This window comes from Tessaracoccus sp. OH4464_COT-324 (assembly GCF_003932855.1).
GTDB lineage: Bacteria > Actinomycetota > Actinomycetes > Propionibacteriales > Propionibacteriaceae > Arachnia.
Genome location: NZ_RQYZ01000008.1, coordinates 112,520 through 129,001, shown reverse-complemented (window position 1 = coordinate 129,001; position 16,482 = coordinate 112,520). Strand labels below are relative to the sequence as shown.

Annotated in this window: 15 protein-coding genes; 3 read left to right on the top strand and 12 right to left on the bottom strand. The window is 64.4% G+C overall.

All coding sequences use genetic code 11. The features are described from left to right. Positions 1 to 434: 434 nt before the first annotated feature. The 12 genes from metG to purU all read right to left on the bottom strand — a co-directional run bounded on the left by metG (position 435) and on the right by purU (position 13,793). Positions 435 to 2,216: a methionine--tRNA ligase gene (gene metG / locus EII42_RS06570; protein WP_125171310.1), complete on the bottom strand. Its 1,782-nt coding sequence runs from the start codon at positions 2,214 to 2,216 to the stop codon at positions 435 to 437. 52 nt (positions 2,217 to 2,268) lie between these two features. Further along, on the bottom strand, positions 2,269 to 2,637 hold the full coding sequence (locus EII42_RS06565) for a YchJ family protein (protein ID WP_125171309.1): 369 nt from the start codon (positions 2,635 to 2,637) through the stop codon (positions 2,269 to 2,271). Next, a complete protein-coding gene (locus EII42_RS06560; RefSeq protein ID WP_125171308.1) occupies positions 2,634 to 3,527 on the bottom strand; it encodes a ribonuclease H in 894 nt (297 codons plus the stop codon). Before EII42_RS06560 ends, EII42_RS06565 begins: the two co-directional genes overlap by 4 nt. Then, entirely contained in the window at positions 3,517 to 4,578 is a 1,062-nt protein-coding gene (locus EII42_RS06555; protein WP_125171307.1) for an adenosine deaminase, read from the bottom strand. Before EII42_RS06555 ends, EII42_RS06560 begins: the two co-directional genes overlap by 11 nt. A gap of 75 nt (positions 4,579 to 4,653) precedes the next feature. Next, on the bottom strand, positions 4,654 to 5,040 hold the full coding sequence (locus EII42_RS06550) for a cytidine deaminase (protein WP_370318102.1): 387 nt from the start codon (positions 5,038 to 5,040) through the stop codon (positions 4,654 to 4,656). Continuing rightward, entirely contained in the window at positions 5,037 to 6,317 is a 1,281-nt protein-coding gene (locus EII42_RS06545; protein WP_125171305.1) for an ABC transporter permease, read from the bottom strand. Before EII42_RS06545 ends, EII42_RS06550 begins: the two co-directional genes overlap by 4 nt. Further along, positions 6,314 to 7,513 carry an ABC transporter permease gene (locus EII42_RS06540; RefSeq protein ID WP_125171304.1) on the bottom strand — a complete coding sequence of 400 codons (1,200 nt, stop codon included), beginning with the start codon at positions 7,511 to 7,513 and terminating at the stop codon, positions 6,314 to 6,316. The genes EII42_RS06545 and EII42_RS06540 overlap by 4 nt, the downstream gene beginning before the upstream one ends. After that, complete coding sequence (locus tag EII42_RS06535; RefSeq protein WP_233558298.1) at positions 7,506 to 9,056, bottom strand: ABC transporter ATP-binding protein; 1,551 nt, start codon at positions 9,054 to 9,056, stop codon at positions 7,506 to 7,508. The genes EII42_RS06540 and EII42_RS06535 overlap by 8 nt, the downstream gene beginning before the upstream one ends. Before the next feature lie 149 nt (positions 9,057 to 9,205). Continuing rightward, complete coding sequence (locus tag EII42_RS06530; RefSeq protein WP_125171302.1) at positions 9,206 to 10,345, bottom strand: BMP family protein; 1,140 nt, start codon at positions 10,343 to 10,345, stop codon at positions 9,206 to 9,208. 105 nt (positions 10,346 to 10,450) lie between these two features. Beyond that, positions 10,451 to 11,656, bottom strand: coding sequence for an aminoglycoside phosphotransferase family protein (locus EII42_RS06525; RefSeq protein WP_125171301.1), 1,206 nt, complete (start codon positions 11,654 to 11,656; stop codon positions 10,451 to 10,453). Next, complete coding sequence (locus tag EII42_RS06520) at positions 11,649 to 12,947, bottom strand: hemolysin family protein (protein WP_233558297.1); 1,299 nt, start codon at positions 12,945 to 12,947, stop codon at positions 11,649 to 11,651. Before EII42_RS06520 ends, EII42_RS06525 begins: the two co-directional genes overlap by 8 nt. Positions 12,948 to 12,956: 9 nt before the next feature. Continuing rightward, positions 12,957 to 13,793, bottom strand: coding sequence for a formyltetrahydrofolate deformylase (purU, locus tag EII42_RS06515; RefSeq protein WP_125171300.1), 837 nt, complete (start codon positions 13,791 to 13,793; stop codon positions 12,957 to 12,959). A gap of 157 nt (positions 13,794 to 13,950) precedes the next feature. On the opposite strand from purU, the gene EII42_RS06510 reads away from it, so the two are divergent. The 3 genes from EII42_RS06510 (at position 13,951) to EII42_RS06500 (ending at position 16,475) form a co-directional block, all read left to right on the top strand. After that, positions 13,951 to 14,304 (top strand): DUF485 domain-containing protein, encoded by a 354-nt coding sequence (locus EII42_RS06510; protein ID WP_125171299.1) that lies wholly within the window; start codon positions 13,951 to 13,953, stop codon positions 14,302 to 14,304. Next, a complete protein-coding gene (locus EII42_RS06505) occupies positions 14,301 to 15,920 on the top strand; it encodes a cation acetate symporter (RefSeq protein WP_125171298.1) in 1,620 nt (539 codons plus the stop codon). The genes EII42_RS06510 and EII42_RS06505 overlap by 4 nt, the downstream gene beginning before the upstream one ends. A gap of 108 nt (positions 15,921 to 16,028) precedes the next feature. Continuing rightward, positions 16,029 to 16,475, top strand: a complete 447-nt coding sequence (locus EII42_RS06500; RefSeq protein ID WP_125171297.1) for a cupin domain-containing protein — start codon at positions 16,029 to 16,031, stop codon at positions 16,473 to 16,475. Positions 16,476 to 16,482 lie beyond the last annotated feature (7 nt).

The following is a 16,482-nucleotide window of genomic DNA, read 5'->3' as shown; positions in this document are numbered from 1 at the left end:
CGTGCACAGGACACACACAAAAAATGTGCAAAAATTGGCATTGACTTAAAGCACGCTGTTGAGTTCTCAAGATTCGCTCGCGACCCTCACGCTCAGTCAGCTTCGCTGACTCAACCCTTGGGGCAACTCGGTTAACTTTACTTTAGCGTTTCTCGCCTGTCAAATCGGCGATTTCCGCTGCTGTTGAGTTATCCTTTGCCGTTTTTGGCGGCCCGACCTACTTTAGTGGCTTCTCTTCGAGAGTGTCAAATCCGCGTTTCGCGGGATTCCTTTCTCTCATCCGGGTATCCGGCGATCCACCTCTTTAGTTGTCCGGCCCGCTTCAAGCGGCGAGAGAGAACATTACCTACTGTCCACCGGAGTGTCAACTCCAAGCCGGAAAGCGGTTTGACAAGGCTAGATGGGAAGAATCCTCCCATCTGGCCCGTTCCCTCTTAGCCGATGGGCGCCCACTCCGGCCCCGTCTGGCCCAGCGACTCGTCCAGTTTCCGGAACAGCGGCGTCGGCTTCTCCAACGGAGTGCCGCTCACCAGCGGACGATGCTCCCACACGGCCGCCTGGTTGACGTAGTCGCCCTGCAGGGTCGGGTAAACCATCTCGCCGTCAGCGACCTCCACGATCTGCGGTTGGGCCGCCCAGACCCCGGTGCCCCCCAGAGCCTCGAAGACACGCTGCGCTGAGTGAGGCAGATAAGGCGTGAGCAGCGTGTTGCAGTCGCTCACCACCTGCAAAGCCACGTGCAGAATCGTATCCCGCCGTTCCGGGTCGTCCTTCTTCTTCCAAGGTTCCTGCTCAGACAGGTACTTGTTGGCCAACGCGACGATCCGCATCGCCTCCGTGATTCCCGCCTTGAACCGGCGCGACTCGATGTGTTCGCCGACAGTCTCGAAGGCCGCGCGGCTCTCGTCGAGTAGTCGCTGATCCTCCGCAGTGAGTCGCCCCATCGCCGGGATCGCCCCCACATTTTTGTGCGCCATCGAAATCGAGCGATTCACCAGGTTGCCCCACTCGTTCGCCAGCTCGAAGTTGGTGCGCCGCACAAACTCCTCCCACGTGAAGTCCGTGTCGTTGTTCTCCGGGCCGGCAACCGCGATGAAATAACGCAGCGCATCGGGGCCGAACTCCGCCAAGAAATCCTTCACGAAGATCGACGCTCCCCGCGAACTGGACACCTTGGAACCGCGCATCGTCATAAACTCCGAACTGACCACCTCCGTGGGCAGCCGCAGCCTGCCGAGCGACGGGCGCACCTCGCCGCCCAATTCGCCCTCGCCGTTGCAGCCCAACAGAATCGCGGGCCAGATCACCGAATGAAAAACGATGTTGTCCTTGCCCATGAAGTAGTACGACTTCGTGGTCTCCGCGTTCCAAAACCGCCGCCACGCCTCGGGATCCCCCGTGCGTCGGGCCCACTCGATCGTCGCGGACAGATAGCCAATCACCGCGTCGAACCAGACGTAGATCGACTTCATCTGGTTGGTCTCCCAACCCTCCACAGGGATGCGGATCCCCCAGTCGAGATCACGGGTAATAGCCCGCGGACGAAGGTTCTCCAACAGGTTGTGACTGAACTTCAACACGTTCGGCCGCCAATCTGCCCGCGTAGCCAGCCACTCGCCCAGCTGCTCGGCAAGCTTCGGCAGGTCGAGGAAGAAGTGCTCCGTCTCCACAAACCTGGGCTTCTCGCCGTTGACCCTAGAACGCGGATCGATCAGGTCCGCTGGATCGAGTTGCTTGCCACAGTTGTCGCACTGGTCGCCGCGCGCCCCCGCGAAACCACACAAGGGGCAAGTACCCTCGATGAACCGATCCGGCAGCGTGCGCCCGGTGGACGGGGAAATCGCGCCCATCTGCGCTTCCTTAACCAGGTAACCGTTGTCGTACAGAGCGCGAAACACGTCCTGGACGACCGAGGCGTGGTTCGGCGTCGTGGTTCGGGTGTACAGATCATAGCTGAGCCCGAGTCCCTGCAGGTCGGCGACGATCTGCCCGTGATACTTGTCCGCCGTCTCCCTGGCAGTAAGCCCCTCCTGGTCGGCCTTGACCTGGATCGCGGTGCCGTGCTCGTCGGAGCCAGACACCATCAACACATTGTGGCCGCGCATTCGCATGAAACGTGAGAAGACGTCGGAGGGAACCCCAAAACCGGAGACGTGACCAATGTGTCGCGGCCCGTTGGCGTAAGGCCAAGCAACCGCATTCAAGATGTCTGACATGCGCCCAAGTCTAACGCCGCACGCTCCGAACGCTCACCCTAGTTTGACCGAGTCACGCCAGCTGCACCCCGTCGAGATACCACCAGCGGCCCTGCTCGAAGACGAACTGGCTCCGCTCACGGATCCGGCCAGGCACCCCGGGGCCCGAATAGCGGGCGGTGAACTGCACCTCACCGCGCTCGTCCCAGGCCTTGCCGCCCGACACCTCCTCGATGATGAGCTCACACCAATCGATCCGATCGCCCGTGTCCCTGGGCCGAGTGCTGGAATGCCAGGTATCGAATAGGTAGTCGTCCAGGCGAAGAACAAACGCGCTGTAGCGCGAGCGCATCAGCGCCACGGCCGTCGGCGCCAGCTTTCCTTGATGCAGACGGCCGCAGCACTCGTCGTATTCACGGCCAGTATCGCAGGGGCAGATCATTCTTTCCTCGTAACTTGTGCAAACCGCAGCCGCCAACCCACCGGGGTCTGCTGCCAAAGGCTGAACCGGAGCCGGTCACGCTGGGACCACCGCATGCCGACGACGTCGTCCGAATAGCTGTCCACGGAAAGCACCTCGAAGTCCCGATCGTCCAACGGCAGCCACGCGCCGCGAGTCAGATCCACCACGGACCCGTCGATGGCGTGCGAGACGAAATCCGGGTGCAGAAACTGCTCCAGTCTGGCCGGATCCGTGCGTACCTCGTCGCGCAGCAACTCCTTGGTCCGAGTGATCAGCGTGGCCTTGACTCGCGGCGACGCGCTGCCCGGGGTCACCGGCTCCGGCTCGGGCTCTTCGGCAACCGAAAACAGATCCGGCTCTTCCTCCCGCTGCCCGACGGCGAATCGCGTCATGTCCGGCTGCACGCCGAATCCCGGGCCGCATTCGGGTTCTTTGCCATCCCGGTAGGCCTCGGCAGCCGCCCGGGCGCGCGCGTCCGCCTCCTCGTTGAGCCGATGCCCCGCGTGGCCCTTGACCCACTCGAAGCGCACGTCCCGCCCAGCCAGCTGCTCGTCGAGAGCCTTCATCAACTCCACGTTCAGCACCGGCTTGCCATCTCCCTTGCGCCAGCCCCGGCGCTTCCAGCCCGGCAGCCACTTGGTAAGCGAGTTGATCACATACTGCGAATCGCACAGCACCTTCAGCGGCCGGGAGTCGCCCGCAGTGGATTCCAGCAGGTGCAGCACCGCTGCCAACTCGCCCATGTTGTTGGTGCCATGATGCCAACCACCCGCCGCCCAGCGCTCCTCGTCGATATACCACGCCCACCCCGCCGGCCCAGGATTGGCCAGCGATGAACCATCGGCAGCCGCTACCAGCTCAGCGGGCATAACCAGGCAAAACGGCGGTGGCGAGCAGCTCCTGCTTCTCCTCATGGTGCAGGAACGAAGCGTTCAGCGCGTCCACGGCGACGCGCTGGAAATCAGTTGCGTCCCAGCCAAACGCCTCGTGCAGTCGCCAGAACTCCTCCGACATCGTCGTGCCACTCATCAACCGATTATCGCAGTTGATCGAGATGTTGAAGCCCAGATCGAAGAGCACGCCGACGGGGTGCTCAGCCACCGCCGAGCAGATACCGGTCTGCACGTTCGAGGTGGGGCAGACCTCCAGCATGATCTGGTTGTCAAGCACGTACTGTGCCAGGCGGCCAAGCTTCGGCTCGGCACCACTGAAGTCGATGTCCTCGATGATCCGCACCCCATGCCCGATCCTCCGTGCCCCGCACAGCTGCACCGCCTCGAAAACCGACTGCGCGCCACTTCCCTCGCCCGCGTGAATGGTGTAGGGCATGTTCTGCCTACGGAGATAGTCAAACACCTTCGCGAAGCGGGTGGACGGGAAACCCTCCTCGGCGCCAGCAATGTCGAAGCCGACCACCGAGTCGTCGCGGAAAGCGACCGCGAGTTCGGCCATGGTCGGATCCGGATCGGCGTGCCGCATGGCGGTGAGCACCTGGCGCGCGACGATGCGTCGCCCCAGGGCTGCTGCCTCCGCCATCCCATCAGCCAACCCGTCCCGCGCGGCCTTCACCGCTGCCTCCGGCGTGAGCCCGCGGCCCGTGTGCTGCTCGGGCGCCCAACGCAGCTCGGCATACACCACCGAGTCCTCCGCCAGGTCCAACACCGCCTCGCGGGCCACCCGCCGGATGTGCTCCCGGGTGCTCATCGCGGCAACCGTGTACTCGAAAGTCTGTAGGTAAGCCGGCAGGGAGCCGGAGTTCGCCGACTCATAGAACCACTCCCCGAGCAATTCCGCATCGTCCGACGGGCACTCCAACCCGATCTCCCCCAGATGCGCGATAACCGTCTCAGGCCGCAGGCCGCCGTCGAGGTGGTCGTGCAGCGCCACCTTCGGCAGCTTCTTCAGCTGTGCAAGTTCCATGCCCCCACACTACAGACGAAAAGGGCCGGAAAACACCATTCGGCGTTCCCGGCCCCTCCGCCAGTTCCGGCTCAGCTACTCCAGATCCTGCGGGCCAAAGGCCTGCGGCAGTACCTCGTCGAAGCCCAGCCGGCCCTGCGGTGTCTGCACGATCAGTTCGCGGGCGGCGTGCTCGCTCAGCAGCTGTCTGCACCTCCCGCAGGGCATGATGTACTCCCCGGAACCGTTGACGCAAACGAAGGCTACGAGCTTCCCTCCGCCTCCCGCGATCAGCTCCGACACCAGGCCGCACTCGGCGCACAACGTGACGCCATAGCCCGCGTTCTCGACATTGCAGCCCGAGACGATGCGCCCGTCATCAACGAGCGCCGCCGCACCCACCGGATAGCCCGAATAGGGGGCGTAGGCGAGGGCAGCCATCCGCTTCGCCTCGGCCTCCAACACAGCCCAGTCGATCATCAGTGGCTCTTCTCGTAGTGCTGCCCATCGGCGGCGGGCGGGCGCACCCGCCCGATCAGGCCGGCCACCGCGATGATGGTGATGATGTAGGGCAGGGCCGCGAGCAACTCGGTCGGCATCGGCGTCTGGAGCGGGCCAACCGTCTGCGCCAGCTGCCGCGAGAAGCCGAAGAAGAGCGCCATGAGCGCAGCCAGAACCGGATGCCAGCGGCCCATGATCACCGCAGCCAGTGCGATGAAGCCGTTACCGGCTGTGACGCCGGTGGTCTGGAACGCGCCCGCGGAACCAATGGTGAAGAAGGCCCCGCCCAGCCCCGCGAAGAAGCCGCCGAGAATCACCGACTGTGCCTTAGTGCGCAACACGTTGATGCCCACGGTGTCGGCGGCGTGCGGATGCTCGCCCACGGAGCGCACCCTGAGGCCCCACTTGGTCTTATACAGCAGAAACCACACGACGACCACCGCGCCGACAGCGAGATAGGTCAGCGGTCGCTGCACGAACAGGATCGGCCCGAAGAACGGAATGTCGCTCAGCCCGGGCACAGCCACCGGCTGCATCACCGAGACCGCGTTGAGTTCCTTCGACTCCTTCACCAGCTGCTGGAACATGAAACCGGTGAACCCCGTCGCCAAGAGGTTGACAACGACGCCCAACACCACGTGGTCCACCAGATACTTGAGCGCGAAGACCGCCAGCAGCATCGCCGACAGAATGCCCGCCAGCACGGCGGCCGCCAGCGCCGCCCACAGGCTCTTGGTGAGTCCGGCGACCACCGATGCGGTGAACGCGGCCGTCAGCATCTGGCCCTCGATCGCGACGTTGACCACGCCCGCTCGCTCCGACAACACGCCGCACATGGCGCCCAGCACGATCGGCGTCGCGTACTGCAGGGTACCGTTGAGCTGATTCGTCAGGGTGAACGGCAGCGGAGCACCAGCGGAAGCCCAGACGATGAAGCCGAGCAGCAAGGCGACCCCAAACAGCGTACCCAGCGTCACGGAGAGCACCTTGGGCAGCCGCCGCGCGACGAAGAAACCGCCCACGAACAACATGATGACGGCACACACTGTGGCCACGTGGTAGGGCAATTCCAGCGTGGGCAACTGCACGTCGTCGAGTGCATCCGACAGCGCGATGCGGGCAACTCCTTGCGAGGTCAGACCGCCCACCAGCAGCAGAGCACCAACGAGCAGGACCAGCGTGCCCGTCGACAGCCGCTGGCGACGTTTCTCCGGGGTTTCAACGCTGAGAGTATCTGCCTGTGTCTTTGAGGAGGTCATGCCGCCACCGCCTTCGAAGAGTCGGAAATCTTACGGTCCTTCAGGAACGGCACCAGCCACATGATGAAGGCCGGGGCCGCCACGAAGAGCACTATCAACGCCTGCAGCAGGTCCACGAGGTCTGCCGGGGTGTCGGCCACCACCTGCATGGTGCGTGCGCCCGCCTTCAGCGCGCCGAAGAGCAGACCAGCGAACAGGATGCCGAGCGGCCGCGACCTGCCCAGCAGCGCCACCGTGATGGCGTCGAAGCCGATCGCGCCGACGATGCCGGCGGACAGCTGCGTCGGGTAGCTGGTCAGCAGCTCGGGAGCAGTGACCGCGTTGACGCCCGCCATCCCGGCGAGGCCACCGGCAAAGGCCATGGTGATGATGGTGACCCGGGACACGTTCATGCCCGCGGTAGCGGCCGCATGCGGATTCAACCCAACAGCCTGGATCTGCAGCCCGAGGGCTGTGCGCTCCAGCAACCACCACACGAGGAACACCGCCAGCAGCGCGAGGAAGAAGCCCAGGTGCAGGCGGGTGTCGGCCAGCCGGGGCATCGTCGCGCTCCACTCCAAGCGGGGCCCGATTGGGTCGTTGCGGCCGGGGGCTCGGAAGGACGACTGCTGCAGCAGCCATTGCATCAGGTACGCCGCAATGTAGTTCATCATGATCGTCACGATCACTTCGTGGCTGCCCGTCTTCGCCTTGAGGAAGCCCACGATCCCGCCCCAAAGGACACCGGCCGCCACGCCGATAAGGATCACCAGCGGCAGGTGGATGACCAGCGGCAGCCCCTTGATGCTGAAGCCGATGAACGCCCCCCAAACAGCGCCCATGATCGCCTGGCCCTGGCCGCCGATGTTGAACAGCCCCGCGCGGAAGGCCAGGCCCACGCCCAAGCCGGCCAGCACCAGCGGGGCGGCCTGCGCCGTCGTCTCGGTGATGGCTACCCAGTCCCCGACGGAGCCCTGCAGCAAAGCCAAATACGTGCGGCTGATCTTCTCCCACGACGCCGCGAGAGCGTCGCCCGGTTGCGCGAAAAAGTAGGACCATTTGGCGCTGACGTCCGGGTCCAGCAGCACCATCACCACCGAGCCCACGATGAAGGCGAGCAGCAGCGCGGCAAACGTGACCGCAGCCGAGTTGAGCCACCTCGACCAGCTGGGCAGCTCCCGCCGTTTAGCCTGCTTGGCTACTTTGTTCTCACTCATGCTCGGCAGTCCTTCCAGCCATTGCGTCCTCGTAGCTCACACCCGCCATCATCAGGCCGAGCACCTCGCGCGGCGTGTCCGGCGCAACGACGCCGACGATCCGCCCGCGGTACATGACGGCTACCCGGTCCGCCAGTGATTCGACCTCCTCCAGCTCCGTCGAGACGATCAGCACGGCGGTGCCCCGGTCGCGCTCCTCGACGATCCGCCGGTGGAGAAACTCGATCGCGCCGACATCCACTCCTCGCGTGGGCTGGCTCGCGATCAGCAGGCTCAAGTCGCGTGACAGCTCGCGGGCCAACACCACCTTCTGCTGGTTTCCGCCGGAGAGGGCCTTCAGCGGCTGCGTCTGCGCGCTCGTGCGGATGTCGAACTCCTTGATCAGCTCGCTCGCGTTCCGAGCGATCTGCCCCAGCCGCAGGTTGCCCCCAGAGGAGAAGGCCTTCAGGTTGTTGATCACCAGGTTCTTCTCGATCGAAAGCTCTCCCACGAAGCCGTCTCGGCGACGGTCCTCCGGCACGAACCCCATCCCGGCGTCAATCGTCCGGCGGGGCGACGCGTGGGTGATGTCCACACCGTCGAGAGTCACCTGTCCAGACGACACCGCCGCGGTGCCCAGCAGCGCCTCCGCCAACTCGGTCTGGCCGTTGCCCTGAACGCCCGCGATGCAGACGATCTCACCGCCGTGCACCTCCAACGAGAGCTCGTTCACCGCGACCGACCCGTTCGCGGCGGGCACGACGAGGTCGCGGATCACCAACCGTGGCTCACCAGGCTTGGCCGGGATCTTGTCCACCTTCAAGGAGACGCTGCGTCCCACCATCATCGCGGCCAGTTCGGTCTCGCTGGCGCTGGGCTCCGCCTGGCCAACTACCTTGCCGCGACGGATGACGGTGATGTCGTCCGCGATCTCCTTCACCTCCCGCAGCTTATGGGTGATGAAGACAATGGCGCGTCCTTCATCGCGCAGCGCCCGCATCACGATCATCAATTCATCGATCTCCTGCGGGGTGAGCACAGCCGTCGGCTCGTCGAAGATCAGATAGCGGGCGTTACCCGCGAGAGCCTTCAGGATCTCCACACGCTGCTGAACGCCGACGGGCAGATCCCCCACCAGCGCGTCCGGATCCACCGCCATGTTGTAACGCTCGGACAGCTGCCTGACCCGCTCGCGCGCGCCCTGCAGATCGAGCAGCCCGGCCCGGCCCGGCTCGGAGCCCAGAACCATGTTCTCCGCGACGGAGAACACCGGGATCAGCATGAAGTGCTGGTGCACCATGCCGATGCCGGAATCCATGGCGTCCTTCGGACCTTTAACCTTCAGCGGCTTGTCGCCGATAGTAATTTCGCCTCCGTCTGCCTCAAGCAGGCCGAACAGCACGTTCATCAGCGTTGATTTACCGGCACCATTCTCGCCCAGCAGGCAGTGAATACGCCCGGGTACGACGTCCAGCGTGATCGAATCGTTCGCTGTGAAGCTCCCAAAGCGCTTAGTGATTCCCTTAAGGTGCAACACCTCAGCGGGATGCTCAGTGGTACTCAAAACTCCTCCTCGCCATCTTGGCGGGTCCAACCATAGTGGCTCAGCAGCCAGCGCGTATCGCGAAGCAGCGGGGCCCATGGACGAATATAGAGGTTGGGGAGGGCCGCCTCACGGCACCCCTCCCCAACCTCAGTCAGCCCTCAGCACAATCACTCAGGCTGGCTCTCCGAATTGATCTTGATCTCGCCGGAGATAATCTTCTTCGTGATCTCGTCGAGTTCCTTGGTCAGGCTCTCCGGCAGCTTCGACTCGAAGTCGTGGAACGGGGAGATCTTGACCCCGCCGTTCTCCAGCGTGCCGACGTAAGCCTTGGAATCGAACTTGTCTTCCTTGGAGGCCTTGATGGCCTCGAAGACCGCGACGTCCATCGCCTTCTCCACGGAGGTGATGATCACGCTGCCGTAGTCCCCGCCGGTGGACACGTACCCATCAGTGTCCACCCAGACGGCGTTCACCTTCCCACCGCTCTCCTTGGCCGCTTGGAGCGCTCCGATACCAGCGGGGCCGGCGACCGGCATGATGATGTCCGCGCCCTGGGAGATCAGAGTAGCCGCGGTGTTCTTGCCGCCCGGGATGTCACCGAACGGATCCTGGCCGCCGATGTACTGGCCCTTGTTGTCGCCGCCGTCGCGGTTCCAGCCGACCACCTGAACGTCAGCACCCTTGGTCTCGTTGTAGTGCTTGACGCCTTGGTCAAAGCCCTCCATGAAGATGTTCACGGTGGGGATGCTGGTGCCGCCGAAGGTGCCGACCTTGCCGCTCTTCGTCATGGCGGCTGCCGTGTAGCCAGCCAGGAAAGCGGGCTGCGCGGTGTTGAACAGCAGGCCCTTGGCGTTATTCACACCCTCGAAAGAGGCATAGTCGACGATTGCGAAGTCGACGTCGGGGTGGGTCTTGGCGGCCTCCTGGGTAGCCTCCGCCAGCAGGAAACCGACGGTGACAATGATGTTGCAGCCGTCGTCGATCTGCGACTTGATGTTGCCTGCGAAATCGCCTGCGGCATGCGACTCGATCTGGCCAATCTTGATACCCAGCTCCTTCTCAGCGCGCAGCAGGCCCTTGTGCGACGTCTCGTTGAACGACTTGTCGTCAAAACCGCCCGCATCAGAAACCATGCAGGCTTTGAAGTCAGACTTGGCGCCGCTGGTGCCGGCGGACTCGCTCGCTGTGGCGGAGCCGGACGCCTTCGGGCTCTCGCTCGTGGTGGCGCTCGGCGGCTGCGCACACGCGGCCAACGCCAGCAGCGAAGCGGTCGCGAGAGCGCCGACCTTGATGATGGACTTCTTCACGTGTTTCCTCCTAGAAGCACAAAATTACGGCTGAATGAGCCTATTACCGATACCAGGGGCGCACCACAGCAACACCCAATCGTTACCGAGTCGCAACCTGGCCCTTCATACCACCTGGCTGACCAGGCTCGACGCCGAGCGCACCATCGCGCGGGTCTGGGCCAGCCAGTCCGCCTCCTGCGCCCGATACGGGCCGGTGGCCAGCGACAACACCACTGCAGCGGCCCGCAACCTGAGCTCCACCGGATCCACCCGCTGGTCGAACACCGGCACCCAGCGGGCCAGGATGTCGCGCACCTTCGCCTCCTGCTCCGTGTTCATCCGCTGGATGGTGGAGAGATGCCCGATCAGGCAAGCCAGGTCGTCGGCCCGCCTGCCCGGGCCGAGCGTGTCCACGTCCAGGATCCCGACGATACGGCCATCAGCCACATGCACCTGGCCCTCATGAAAATCGCCGTGCGTCGGCTCGTTCCCGTGCGGGTAGTCGGCCAGGCCCCGCTCGACGTGGCGTACCACCCAGCGCACCTCCTCTGCCAACTCCGGTGCAGGGGCCACGACGAGCCTGCCGTAGTGCTCCACGGCCTCCGCCCACGGCGGGCGCCGCTCCAGAGTCGCGGCTGCTGCCGGCATCGCGTCGAGCAACGCGATCAGGTCCTCCGCCCGACAAGGATCTCCGGGATCGAAGATCGCTCTCGCCAGCGGAATGCCCGGCAGCTCCCGGGTGACCAGCAGGTGGTCCGGCGTCGTGGCCACCACCTTTGGCGCAGGCAAACCCGCGCCGGCCAGCAGTCGATGCCGATGCAGCACATCGGAGAACAGCCGCGGACGCAGAATCTTCACGTAGAACGTCTGCCCGAGCGCGCTCGCCCGCACCACTGCACGTCGCCTAGGGCGGTAGCCGATGATCGACAGCTCCACCTCGTCCGGAGACACCGATTTGGGCACCAGATCCGCGCCCTTCAGAAGCTCGGCTATCGCTTCCGGGAACGCCGCGCGGCTCAGCCCCGGCAGGTCCGGATCATTCGGGTAGATCCACACCGCCACCTGACGGTTCCCGTCGGCGAAGATCTCCGCGTTCGAGTCGCTCGGCTGCAACTCGCCCGAGCGCGCCGAAACGCCCAACAACTCCGGGCGCGTACCGTGTGGCCACTCCACCACAGCGCGGTAGGTGGCGGTCGTCGACTGCTCCGGAGTCTGATCGACGTGGTCCAACTCCCAGCTCAACAACTCGCCACCCGCATGACTGACCGCCGCCGCCAGCAGCGGCTCCGCCCCCGGACCCGTCAACAGTTCCGCGCCATCGTCAGACATCTTCCCCCACCCTACGCACGTTGAACCACGAAGCGCGCCTGCCGTCCATCTGGGAGACCTCGAACGTGAACTGGGCGCACTCCTCCCCTCCCCCCGCTGACGGCAGCGAGACCGTCACTGCCCCACCCAACTCGGGCAGCTCACCTCGCACAGCCATAAAATAACCAGCCACCGTGTCGTAGGGGCCCTCCGGGATGACGAAGCCGCTGAGGTCAGCGAACTCCTCTATCGTCGTCAACCCATCAACCTGGTTGACCGTCGGCTGGGCCCCACCCGGCACGTCATACTCATCGGTGATGTCGCCGATCAACTCCTCCATGAGGTCTTCCAAGGTGACGATGCCGGCTGTGCCCCCATACTCGTCGCGCACGATGGCCAGATGCGACCCGGCCTTGCGCATGGCGGTGAGGGCGTGCAGGATCCGCACCGTCTCCGGCAGGTTGAGCACCGGGCGAACGATGCTGCGCAGATCGCCCCCGCGCGCAGCCCCTTCGACATCCATCAAATCCCGAACGTGCAGGAAACCCAGCACCCGGTCGGTGGTGCCGTCCGTGACCGGGTAACGCGAGCGCGGGGCACCACGCACCTCCCGATAGGCCTGTTGGATGGGCATGTTTGCAGGCAGGAAATCGACCTCCGTCCGCGGCACCATCACCTCGCGCAAGCTGAGTTCGCCAGCTTGGAATACCTCGTCAACGATCAGACGCTCCTCCTGGCCGAGCGTCTCCGAGCTGGACACCATCTGCCTCAACTCCTCGTCGGTGACCACCTCCCGGGCCCGGCTCGGATCTCCGCCAAGCACCCTCACCAACGCGTTCGTGGACACGTCGAGCAACCAGATCACGGGCTTCATCAGCGTGGCGATGCCCGCGACCAGCGGCGCCAGCGCCAGTGCGAAGGATTCCGCCCGCTGCATAGCCAGTCGCTTCGCCGCCAGCTCGCCCACGACGATGGAGAAGTAGGCGATCACCAAGGTGAGCAGCACCAGCGCAAGAGTACCGGCCACGTTCTCCGGAACCTTGAGCGCCATCAGCAGCGGCACCACCTCGGGCACTATCGCGGAGGCGCCGAACGAGGCGGACAGGAATCCGGAAACTGTCACCCCGATCTGCACTGCGGATAAAAAGCTGTTCGGGTTGGCGCTCAGCCGCTCCACGGCCTTGCCTCGTTTGCCCCGGCTGGATAGCCGCCTGACCTGTGAGTCACGAAGCGAAATCAGGGCCATCTCAGCGGCGGCGAAGGTACCGCCGATGAGGATGAAAAGCGCGATGAGCGCTATGTCGAGCCCCACGGAACACCGCTACCTGAAAATCACCGTGCGGCTGCCGTCAAGTAGCACCCGGTGCTCGGCGAAAAGCCGCACGGCCTCGGCCAGCGTCTGCGATTCCTGCGCCTGCCCCTTGCCGACCAGCTTGGAAACACTCATCGAGTGATCGACGCGCGAAACGTTCTGCTCAATGATCGGTCCCTCATCGAGGTCGCTGGTGACAAAGTGCGCGGTCGCACCGATCAGCTTGACGCCTCGGGTGTGGGCCTGCCGATACGGGTTTGCTCCCTTGAATCCCGGCAGGAATGAGTGGTGAATGTTGATGGCCCGGCCTGCGAGGAAATCGCAGAGCTCCGGTGAAAGAATCTGCATGTATCGCGCCAAAACGACCAGCTCCACCTGCTGCTCCTCGACCACCCTGCGCACCTCGGCCTCGAAATCCGCCTTGGTTTCCGGGCTGACGTAGGCGTGCCAGAACGGCACAGAATAGAACTCTGCCATGGGCGCCAGCACATCGTGGTTCGCCATCACCCCGATCACATCGATGGGCAACCCACCGGAGCGAGTCCGGAAAAGGAGTTCGTTCAGCGCATGACCCGCTTTGGAGACCAACACCAGGGTGCGCGTCTTGCGGTCGGCATAATCCACCTGGAAGGTGGCCCGCAGCTCTGCGGTCTGCTCACCGACGGCGGCGACCAGATCGTCGTGGCCGGCCCCCTGCACTTCGATTCGGGTGAAGAACTGCCCCGAATCCGGCGAGGTGAATTGCTGCAATTCGACGATATTGCCCCCGGCCGCGACGATGCCCGCTGTGATGGCATGCACGATCCCGGGACGGTCTTCAGCGCGCAGGGTCAAGACGAGATCCATGGGCCAACTGTATTGCACCGGGCGGGCAGGCCGCCTGCCACGTGGGGGTTGGTGGGACTCGCACGAAGAAATCTGGCCAAAGCACTTGTGCGAGACTCGAAGTTCGGGCATTCTCGCTGCAAGCTAAATTGACACGCCAACCACAAAGGAGTAGTGGATGTCCCAGCTAGACCCCGAAGGCCGTGAGGCCGGTGCCATCCCACCCGACGAGTTCCGGCGCGTGCAGGACTCCACGGAGTTCGCCCACCTGAAGAAAGTGTTTCGCGGTTTCGCCTTCCCGATGACCGCAGCTTTCATGATCTGGTACGCCGCCTACGTCCTGTTGTCCACCTTCGCCACCGGATTCATGTCCGCTCCCGTGATCGGCCACGTGACCTGGGGTCTGCTGCTTGGGCTGGCTCAGTTCGCCACCACCTTCCTGATCACCTGGCTCTACATCCGGCACATGAACACCAAAGTCGACCCGCTGGCCACCCAGCTGCGTGAAGAACTTGAGAGGAGCGCACGATGAATCTGTTCGAGGCGCAGGTCGGCAACCCGATCATCAACATTTCCATCTTCGTCGCCTTCGTCGTGGTCACGCTGTTCGTTGTGGTGCGGGTTACCCAAGGTGGGCAGAAGAAGAAGTCCGGCGACTTCTACACCGGCGGCGCCCAGTTCTCCGGTAGGCAAAACGGCTTCGCCATCGCCGGCGACTACCTGTCCGCAGCCTCATTCCTGGGCATCGTGGGTGCGGTCGCGCTGTACGGCTACGACGGCTTCCTCTACTCCATCGGATTCTTCGTCGCCTGGCTGGTGGCGCTGCTGCTCGTCGCGGAGCCGCTGCGCAACACCGGCAAGTACACCATGGCCGACGTGTTGTCGTTCCGTATGAAACAGAAGCCCGTGCGGATGGCGGCCGCAGTGTCCACGCTGGCCGTCTCCTTCTTCTACCTGCTCGCCCAGATGGCCGGCGCAGGCGGCCTCGTGTCCCTGTTGCTGGGCATCGAAGGAGATCTCCAGCAGTCCCTGGTCATCGCGGTGGTGGGCGTCGTCATGGTGGCCTACGTGCTGATCGGCGGCATGAAGGGCACCACCTGGGTGCAGATGATCAAGGCCATCCTGCTGATCGCCGGAGTGCTGATCATGACCGTGTGGATCCTCGCCTACACCGGCTTCAACGTATCCCAGCTGTTGAGCAACGCCGTCGAGACCCACTCCACCAACCAAACCGGCATCGGCGAGCGAATCCTGCAGCCGATGAGCAAGTACGGCAACAACGTGTGGGGCTTCATCTCTCTGTCCATCGCGCTGGTGCTCGGCGCTTCCGGTCTGCCGCACGTGCTGATGCGCTTCTACACCGTGCCCACGGCCAAGGAGGCCCGCAGCTCGGTGACCTGGGCAATCGGGCTGATCGGTTCCTTCTACCTGATGACGATGATCCTCGGCTACGGAGCCGCCTGGCTCGTCGGCCCCGACGCCATCCGCGGCATGCCCGGCGGAGCCAACGCCGCAGCGCCCGCGCTCGCCTTCCACCTGGGCGGCGAGATCCTGATGGCGGTCATCGCCGGTGTCGCGTTTGCGACCATTCTGGCGGTGGTCGCTGGCCTGACCATCACCGCTTCCGCCTCCTTTGCCCACGACATCTACAACTCGGTGCTCAAGGATGGCAGGGCCGACCCGGCGCGCGAGGTCAAGGTGGCGCGCACCACGTCGATCGTCATCGGCCTGCTCGCCATCGTCGGTGGCATCGCCGCCAAGCAGATGAACATCGCATTCCTCGTCGCACTCGCTTTCGCGGTTGCCGCCTCGGCCAACCTGCCCTCCATCTTGTACTCCCTGTACTGGAAGCGGTTCTCGACCGCAGGCTCCATCTGGTCGATCTATGGCGGGCTCGTGTCGTCGCTGGTGCTCATCATCTTCTCCCCCGCCGTTTCCGGCGCGAAGGGTTCGATGCTGGGCGAAGGCGTCAACTTCGCCTGGTTCCCGCTCGACAACCCCTCGCTGGTCTCAGTGCCCCTTGGCTTCTTCCTGGGGTGGCTGGGCTCGGTGGTGCGCCCCGACGGCGACAGGTTCGCCGACAAAGGCGCCGAGATGGAGGTGCGTTCCATGACGGGAGCGGGCGCCGAAGGAGCGATCGACCACTGACCCGCAGGGACTTGGGCGGGGAACCCGGGCGAGGTTCCCCGCCCGATTCCTCGCCCGGGATTGCGCCACAGGCCTAGACTGGTACCACAGCAAACTCCAGGAGGGCAGATGAGGGACAACGGACCCAACCCCAACGCGTTCGATATCGAAGACGCGACCATCGCAAACAGCAACTACCGCACCACCGTGTGGACCGGCAAGTACCTGCAGGTGACTCTGATGTCGATCCCGCCCGGCCAGTCCATCGGCTTGGAGGTGCACCCCGAGACCGACCAGTTCTTGCGGGTTGACGCCGGTGAGGGCCGCTGCGTGATGGGTCCCGCCGAGGACCAACTGAACTTCAGTCAGGAAGTCAGCGACGGCTGGGCCATCCAAGTTCCGGCAGGCATCTGGCACGACGTGCTCAACACTGGCGACGAGCCGCTCAAGCTCTACGCCGTCTACGCCCCCGTGCACCACGCCCAGGGCATCGTTCATCCCACCTTCGAAGACTCGGAGCGCGACGAGGAGGCCGGCACCGATGTGCCGCCGGCGTGGACCGTGCAGCCGCACTGACCAGGCG